This is a genomic window from Arthrobacter sp. CP30, from assembly GCF_053470025.1.
The window spans coordinates 1-518 of record NZ_JBQEMM010000052.1 but is presented as its reverse complement, the minus strand read 5'-3'; the positions used below and the strand labels follow the sequence as shown (position 1 = coordinate 518).

General features: G+C 65.1%; 1 protein-coding gene. It reads right to left on the bottom strand.

The window, feature by feature from the left end; translation table 11 throughout:
* On the bottom strand, positions 1-518 hold a 518-nt coding region (locus ACTIMO_RS17285), incomplete at both ends, for a hypothetical protein (RefSeq protein WP_448183222.1).

Sequence of the window (518 nt, the reverse complement as noted above, 5' to 3'; positions counted from 1 at the left end):
GATCCGGTGGAATTCCCAGCATTCCGGCCTCGTCTGCGATGCGCTGGCACTGGTCGCGATGATCCGATTGATGGGGGTTTGGGGGTGTCCCTGTCCCTGTCCCTGTCCCTTTCGGCATTGCGGTTTCGATGCGTTGCGCATCTGGTTCGGATGCGTCACGCATGCGATTCGCATTGCCGCTTGCATTGCGTTCCGCATCGCTATCGGATTGCGGTTGGGGGCTCCAACGCGCCGCGGCTGCGGTCCGCGCGGCAGCTATCCGCTGGGCCTTGCGCTCCCGATAGCCGGCCTTTTCCGACCATGATCGGTTCGCCTGCTCGGCCACGACGGGATGGTAGAGCCGGCCATCACTGCACTTGACGAACCCTCGGAGCGCGCCGCCGCGATACTTCCTGAACGTCTTGATGTCGCGACCGAGCCCGCACATGCGGGTGAGGACGAGATCGTCATCGGGCAGGCTAGCCGCCGGCACCTGGTGCCACGACGCTGCCCAGAGCAGGACGGCGTACCAGCATGCC